The 6,408-nt window shown below is 70.1% G+C and carries 6 protein-coding genes; all 6 read left to right on the top strand.

Annotated features, from left to right (window positions below; genetic code table 11):
* The coding region (locus tag VM681_10730; protein HVL88459.1) for a CARDB domain-containing protein at positions 1–1,429 on the top strand (1,429 nt) is incomplete at its 5' end.
* Positions 1,430–1,475: 46 nt separating this feature from the next.
* The gene (locus VM681_10725; GenBank protein ID HVL88458.1) at positions 1,476–2,120 is read left to right on the top strand and encodes a class I SAM-dependent methyltransferase; all 645 of its coding nucleotides are present in this window, start codon (positions 1,476–1,478) and stop codon (positions 2,118–2,120) included.
* Between the two features lie 23 nt (positions 2,121–2,143).
* Entirely contained in the window at positions 2,144–3,205 is a 1,062-nt protein-coding gene (gene gcvT, locus VM681_10720; protein HVL88457.1) for a glycine cleavage system aminomethyltransferase GcvT, read from the top strand.
* A 17-nt stretch (positions 3,206–3,222) separates the two neighbouring features.
* The gene (gene gcvH / locus VM681_10715; protein ID HVL88456.1) at positions 3,223–3,618 is read left to right on the top strand and encodes a glycine cleavage system protein GcvH; all 396 of its coding nucleotides are present in this window, start codon (positions 3,223–3,225) and stop codon (positions 3,616–3,618) included.
* A 10-nt stretch (positions 3,619–3,628) separates the two neighbouring features.
* Entirely contained in the window at positions 3,629–4,978 is a 1,350-nt protein-coding gene (gene gcvPA / locus VM681_10710) for an aminomethyl-transferring glycine dehydrogenase subunit GcvPA (GenBank protein HVL88455.1), read from the top strand.
* The coding region (gcvPB, locus tag VM681_10705; GenBank protein ID HVL88454.1) for an aminomethyl-transferring glycine dehydrogenase subunit GcvPB at positions 4,975–6,408 on the top strand (1,434 nt) is incomplete at its 3' end. The genes gcvPA and gcvPB, both read left to right, overlap by 4 nt.

Genomic DNA, 6,408 nt, shown 5'->3' with positions numbered 1-6,408 from the left:
GCTTGACGTGCTTCCCGCCACCGCGGCCGATCTTATCGTGCGCGAGCTCGCGTTTGCCGGCGTCCTCGTCGAAGGGGACGAGGTTGAGTTCCGCGCGATCGTCGAGAACGTGGGCGACCGCGCAGCCGGCGAGTTCGTCGTCCAGTTCCGAATCGGCGCGACCGTTCTTGGCAGCGTCGCGGTCCCGGGCCTCCCCGCCGGCGCGGCCACCGCGCCCGTCGCTGCGCCGAATTGGACCGCGCGCGCGGGCACGTGGACGCTCACGGCGTTCGCCGATGCGACGGACACGGTCGTCGAGCGGAGCGAAACGAACAACACCCGCGCGCTTGGCGTCGCGGTGGGTTCGCTGGCCACGCTGCCGGATCTCGTGCCCGAATCGGTCGACTGGGGCGGCCTCCCGCTCAACGAGGGCGATCTCACGACGATCCGCGTCACGATCGCCAACCTCGGCGGCTCGCCCGCCGGACCCACGACCACCCGATTCACGCTTGGAACGGTGGCCCCGGTTTCCACGCCGGCCCTTGCGGCGGGCGATCGCACGGTCCTCAACCTCAGTTGGCGCGCAAGCGCCGACGCCGCCACGCTTGCGATCGAGACGGACGCGGAGGGGGACGTCCGCGAATCCAACGAGAGCAACAACGTCCTCGAGGCCGCCGTGGACGTGCTGGCGGCGGGCCAACGGCCCGATCTTCGCCTCGCCAACCTCTCCGCGCCCGAAGGGAACCTCTTCGCCGGGGACACGGCCGTCTTCTCCGTGATCGTGCGCAACGACGGGAACGCGCCGTCGCCTGCAACGACCGTGCGCTTTTCCCCGGCCGACGGCGAGGCCACCCCCGCGTCGTCGGCGGCCGTGCCGTCGCTCCCGCCCGGCGGCTCCGTCGCCGTGCGATCCGAGGCGATCCCGCTGCGCGTGGGCCTCGCCGTCGTGGCCACGGCGGACCCCGACGACCGCGTGCGCGAATCGAACGAGGACGACAACGATGCGACGCTTGCGCTCGACGTGCGGGTCCCGCCCGCCGACCTTTCCGTCGTCGCCATCGAATGGGAACCCCGGCTTCCACGCGCGGGCGAGACGCTTCTTGTCCACGTGCGCGTGGAGAACCTCGGCCGCGGGCCCGCGCGGGACGTCGCCGTGCAGTTCCTCGTGAACGACGCTACGATCGAGACACGCAACCTCCCCGCCGTCGCCTCGGGCGCGGGCGCCACGGCTGAATTCACCTGGGCGGCCGTCGCCGGAAACCACGTGCTGGCCGCCAAAGCGAACCCCGCGCGGACCGTGGAGGAGACGCGCCACGACAACAACGAACGCACGCAAGCGGTGCTTGTGACCTCCGGGGGACCGCCCGCGCCCACGCCGGGCGCCGAGGCGGGGGCGGCCCTGGCGACGCTGGGCCTCCTCGCGCTCGCCCTTCGACGGCGCCTGGGCTAGCCGGGAAGCGCAAAAGGCAAGAGCCCGACCCCGCCTGCGCGGGGGCGTGGACGAGCGCATCGTAGCCTCGCAATGGAACGCGATCGCGGCGAGCTTCGAGCGGGCGCGGACGCGCCCCTGGCCGCAGGCGATGGAGTTCCTGCGCTCGCTTCCGGACGGCGCGCGGGTGCTGGACGTTGGCTGTGGCCACGGGCGGCACGGCCTTCCCGCCCGCGACGAGGGATTTCGCGTCGTGGGCGCCGATCCCGCGCCGGACATGGTCCGACGGGCCGCCTCCCGCGGTCTCCCCGTCGTCTGCGCCTCGGCGACCTCGTTGCCGTTCCGATCGTCCTCCTTCGATGCGACGCTCTCCATTGCCACGGTCCACGTGATTCCGGGGCGGGCCTTGCGCCTTCGCGCACTCTCCGAGATGGGACGCGTCCTTGTTCCCGGCGGGCGCGCGCTCGTGACGGCGTGGGACGCAAGCGAGGCGAGGTTCGAGCGCGCGGCCCCGTGGCCCGGCGGCGAGCTAGGCGACCTGTCGGTGCCTTGGCGCGAGGGTGGGGAATCGTTCCCGCGCTACATGCATCCCTACGACCGCGAGGAGTTGGCCGCGGACGCGCGGGCGGCCGGTCTTGCGATCGAGGACCTGCGCGGCGCCGAGGTCGGCGGATCGCGCAACTGGCTCCTCGTCGCTCGCAAACCTTCATGACAAGCGCCCGCCGTGCGGCGTGCATGACACTGCTTCGGACGCCGCTTCACGATCTCCACCGCACGCTTGGGGCGCGGCTTGTCCCGTTCGCCGGCTACGAGATGCCCGTGATGTACACGAGCATCGTGGACGAGCACATGGCCGTGCGCCGCGCCGTCGGGCTCTTCGACGTCTCGCACATGTCGAACCTGTGGTTCCGCGGCGACCCCGCCCGCCTCGCGCGCGCCGTGGTGGCCGACGCGGCGTCCATCAAGGTGGGCGGCAGCAAGTACACGATGGCCCTTCGCGACGACGGTACGATCCTGGACGATCTCTACCTGTTCCGCTACCCCGAGGGGTTCCACGTCGTTCCCAACGCCGGCATGAACGAGGCCCTGCGCGAGCACGTCGAGCGCCACTCGGGGCAACCCGTGCAGGACGTGACGCGGGAGACCTTCATCCTCGCGCTGCAGGGTCCCAAGGCCGCCGCCGCGCTTGCACCCCTTTCGGAGTTCCCGGTGGCCGACTTGAAGCCGTTCCGCTGTACACGCGCGCGCGTGGCCGGAGTGGACCTTCTCCTCACGCGGACGGGGTACACGGGCGAGGACGGATTCGAGCTCATGGGGCCCGCGGCCGCGGCCGAGCGCCTCTTCGAAGCGCTCCTTGCGGCCGGCAGGGAGCACGGCATCCTCCCCTGCGGGCTTGGGGCGCGCGACACGCTGCGCCTTGAGAAAGGCTTCTGCCTGGCCGGACACGAGTTCGAGGGCGGTCGGACGCCCCTTGAGGCCAAATTGTCGAAGTTCGTCCATTGGGAGCACGAATTCGCCGGCCGCAAGGCGCTCGAAGCGCAGCGGCAACGCGACGACTACGAGCGCCTCGTCGGCCTCGTCGCCGAGCAGGGGATCCCGCGCCAAGGCAGCGAGATCCGGGAGCCCGGCGGGCGGCGAGTGGGCGTCGTGACAAGCGGCACGCTAAGCCCGATCCTGAAGAAGGGCATCGCGCTCGGCTACGTGGCCCCCTCGCACCGCAACGTTGATGCCCGCTTGGAGATTGTCACCCGCGGCCAGGCGGCGCAGGCCAAGGTCGTGCCGCTGCCGTTTGTCTGAATCGCGGAGGTCGTCGCGTGGCGCACGAGGTCCCATCCGAGCTTCGTTACACCAAAGACCACGAATGGGTCCGGGTCGAGGGCGACCTCGCGCGCGTGGGCATCACGGACTTCGCGCAGGACCAATTGACGGACGTCGTGTACGCGAAGATCCCCCGGAAGGGCGACCGCGTGAAGGCGCACGACGTGATCGGCGAGGTCGAATCGATCAAGTCCGTGAGCGAGATCTTCTCGCCCGTCTCCGGCGAGATCGTGGACGTCAACGAAGCGTTGAACGCCGAGCCGGGTCTCCTCAACCGTTCCCCCTACAAGGACGGGTGGTTCTGCGTGATCCGGCTCGCAAACCCGGGCGAGCTTGCGGGTCTCCTGACCGACAAGGACTACCGCGCGCACACCCAGGCCGGCGGCCACTAGAGGGACAGCCATGCCGCACTTTGCCGAGGGCGAGGAAGCGGTGCGGCGCATGCTCGCCGCCATGCGGCTTCCGTCGGTCGACGCGCTCTTCGACGACATCCCGAAGTCCGTCCGGACGCAGCTCAACCTGCCCAAGGGCCAAAGCGAGCTTGCCGTTCGCCGGCGCGCCGCCGCCACGCTCGGGCGCAATCGAAACGCGCTTGCCGCGCCCCACTTCCTTGGCGCGGGCATCTACCACCACCACAGCCCGCCCGAGGTCCGCTACCTCGCCTCGCGCAGCGAGTTCCTCACGAGCTACACGCCCTACCAGAGCGAGATCAGCCAAGGCATGCTGCAGGCCATCTTCGAGTTCCAGACCATGGTATGCGAGCTTACGGGCATGGACGCAGCAAACGCCTCCATGTACGACGGCGCTTCCGCGCTCGCCGAGGCCGCGCTCCTCTCCGCGCGCGCCACGGATCGGAACACGATCCTCCTGCCCCGCGCCCTCTTCTGGGAGAAGCGAAGCTGCATCGAGAACTACTGCCGAAGCTTCCCGCTTCGCATCGTGGAGTACGGCTACGACGCGCGAACGGGGGAGGCCGACCTCGCAGACCTCTCGGCCAAGCTCACAAGCGACGTGGCCGGCGTCGTCGTGGGCAGTCCCAACTTCTTTGGCCTCTTCGAGAGCCGAGGCCCGGAGATCGTGCAGCTTGCGCATGCGCGCGGCGCGCTTGCCCTCTTCGACGTGAACCCCATCTCTCTGGGCCTTCAGAAAGGACCGGGGGCCTACGGCGCCGACGTCGTGGTCGGCGAGGGCCAATGCCTGGGCCAGGACCCCGGCTTCGGGGGCCCCGGCTTGGGCCTCTTTGCCGTGCGCAAGGAGCACGTCCGCCGCATGCCCGGCCGCATCGTGGGCCAGACCGTCGACGCGCGCGGGGACCGCGCATTCTGCCTCACGCTGCAGACGCGCGAGCAGCACATCCGCCGCGACAAGGCGACGAGCAACATCTGCACGAACGAGGGCTTAAACGCGCTCTCGGCCGCGATCTACCTCGCCTGCGTCGGCGGCAAGGGACTCGCGCGCATCGCCAAGGTGAACGCCACGCGCGCCCGCGCCGTCGCCCGTCGCATCGCGCGGCTGCCGGGCTACCGCGCGCCCGCGTTCGAGGGGTTCCACTTCAACGAATTCGTCGTCCGGCACCCGCGCCCGGCCGCCGACGTGAACGAGCGCCTGAATCGGCAGGGCCTGCACGGCGGGCTTTCGCTCGCGCGGCAATTCCCCGAGCTTGCCGACGGCGCCGTCTACTGCGTGACCGAGACCACGACCGACGAGGCGATCGAGCGCCTCGTGGGCGCCCTCTCGGAGGTGCGAGCGTGAGCCCGTCCGAGGATGGGCGCGCCACCGCGCGAGGCGATCCGCGCGCCGGCGTGTACCATCAGGCGCAGTGGGGATACCGGTTGCTGTTCGAGCGCGAGGGCCTCTCGGAGGGCCTCGAGCTTCCCGAATTCCCGATCGAGGACGAGCTCGTGCCCGCCCACCTGGCGCGCGACGAGGTGCGCATCCCCAACCTTCCCCGCGCGCAGGTCGTGCGCCACTACGTGCGTCTCTCCCAACGCAACTTCGGCGTCGACACGGGAAGCTACCCGCTGGGAAGCTGCACGATGAAGTACAACCCGAAGCTCAACGAGGAGATCGCGGGCGCAAACGACGCGGCGCAGATGCACCCGCTTGCCCCCGAGGCCTTCTCCCAAGGCACGCTCCAGGCCCTCTACGAGCTCCAGACCATGCTGGCCGAGATCACCGGCATGAGCGCCGTGAGCCTCCAACCGGCCGCCGGCGCCCAGGGCGAGTTCGTGGGCATGCTCGTGGCCCGCGCGTACCACGAGAGCCGCGGCCAGGTGCGCGACGAGGTCATCGTGCCGGACTCGGCGCATGGAACGAATCCCGCAAGCGCCGCCATGGCGGGATTCAAGGTCGTCGAGATCCCAAGCGGCCGCGACGGCATGGTCGACCTTGCGGCGCTCGAGGCCGCGCTCTCCGAGCGCACGGCCGCGTTCATGCTCACGAACCCGAGCACGCTTGGCCTCTTCGAGGAGAACGTCGAGCGCATCGCCAAGATGGTGCACGCCAAGGGAGCGCTCCTGTACTACGACGGGGCGAACTTCAACGCCATCTGCGGCGTGACGACGCCCGGCGCCATGGGCTTTGACATCGTGCACTTGAACCTCCACAAGACCTTCAGCACGCCCCACGGCGGCGGCGGCCCCGGCGCCGGACCTGTGGGCGTGAAGGCGGCGCTCGCGCCGTTCCTTCCGGTTCCCCTCGTGGGCCGGCGCGGCGACGGGACCTACTTCCTCGAAGAGAACCGGCCCCAGTCGATCGGCAAGGTCCGATCCTTCCACGGCAACGTCGGCATTCTCCTGCGCGCGTGGGCCTACATCCTCTACCACGGCTCCGACGGCCTGCGCTACAACACCGAGAAGGCCGTCCTCAACGCGAACTACGTGAAGGAGCGCATCCTGGCTTCCGGGGTCTTCGACATGCCCTTCAAGCCGCTGCGGAAGCACGAGTTCGTCCTCTCGCTTGCGCGCCTCAAGCGGGAGCGCGGCGTGCGCTGCATGGACGTCGTGAAGCGCCTGCTCGACTTTGGGATCCACGCGCCGACCGTCTACTTCCCGCACATCGTGGAGGAGGCCATGATGATCGAGCCCACCGAGACCGAGAGCAAGGAGGAGCTCGACCTCCTGGCCGACACGCTTGTCGCCATCGCCGGGGAGGATCCCGCGCTCGTCAAGTCGGCCCCCCAC

It is taken from the genome of Candidatus Thermoplasmatota archaeon, assembly GCA_035541015.1.
GTDB lineage: Archaea > Thermoplasmatota > SW-10-69-26 > JACQPN01 > JAIVGT01 > DATLFM01.
This window is presented reverse-complemented; position numbering and strand designations above follow the sequence as displayed.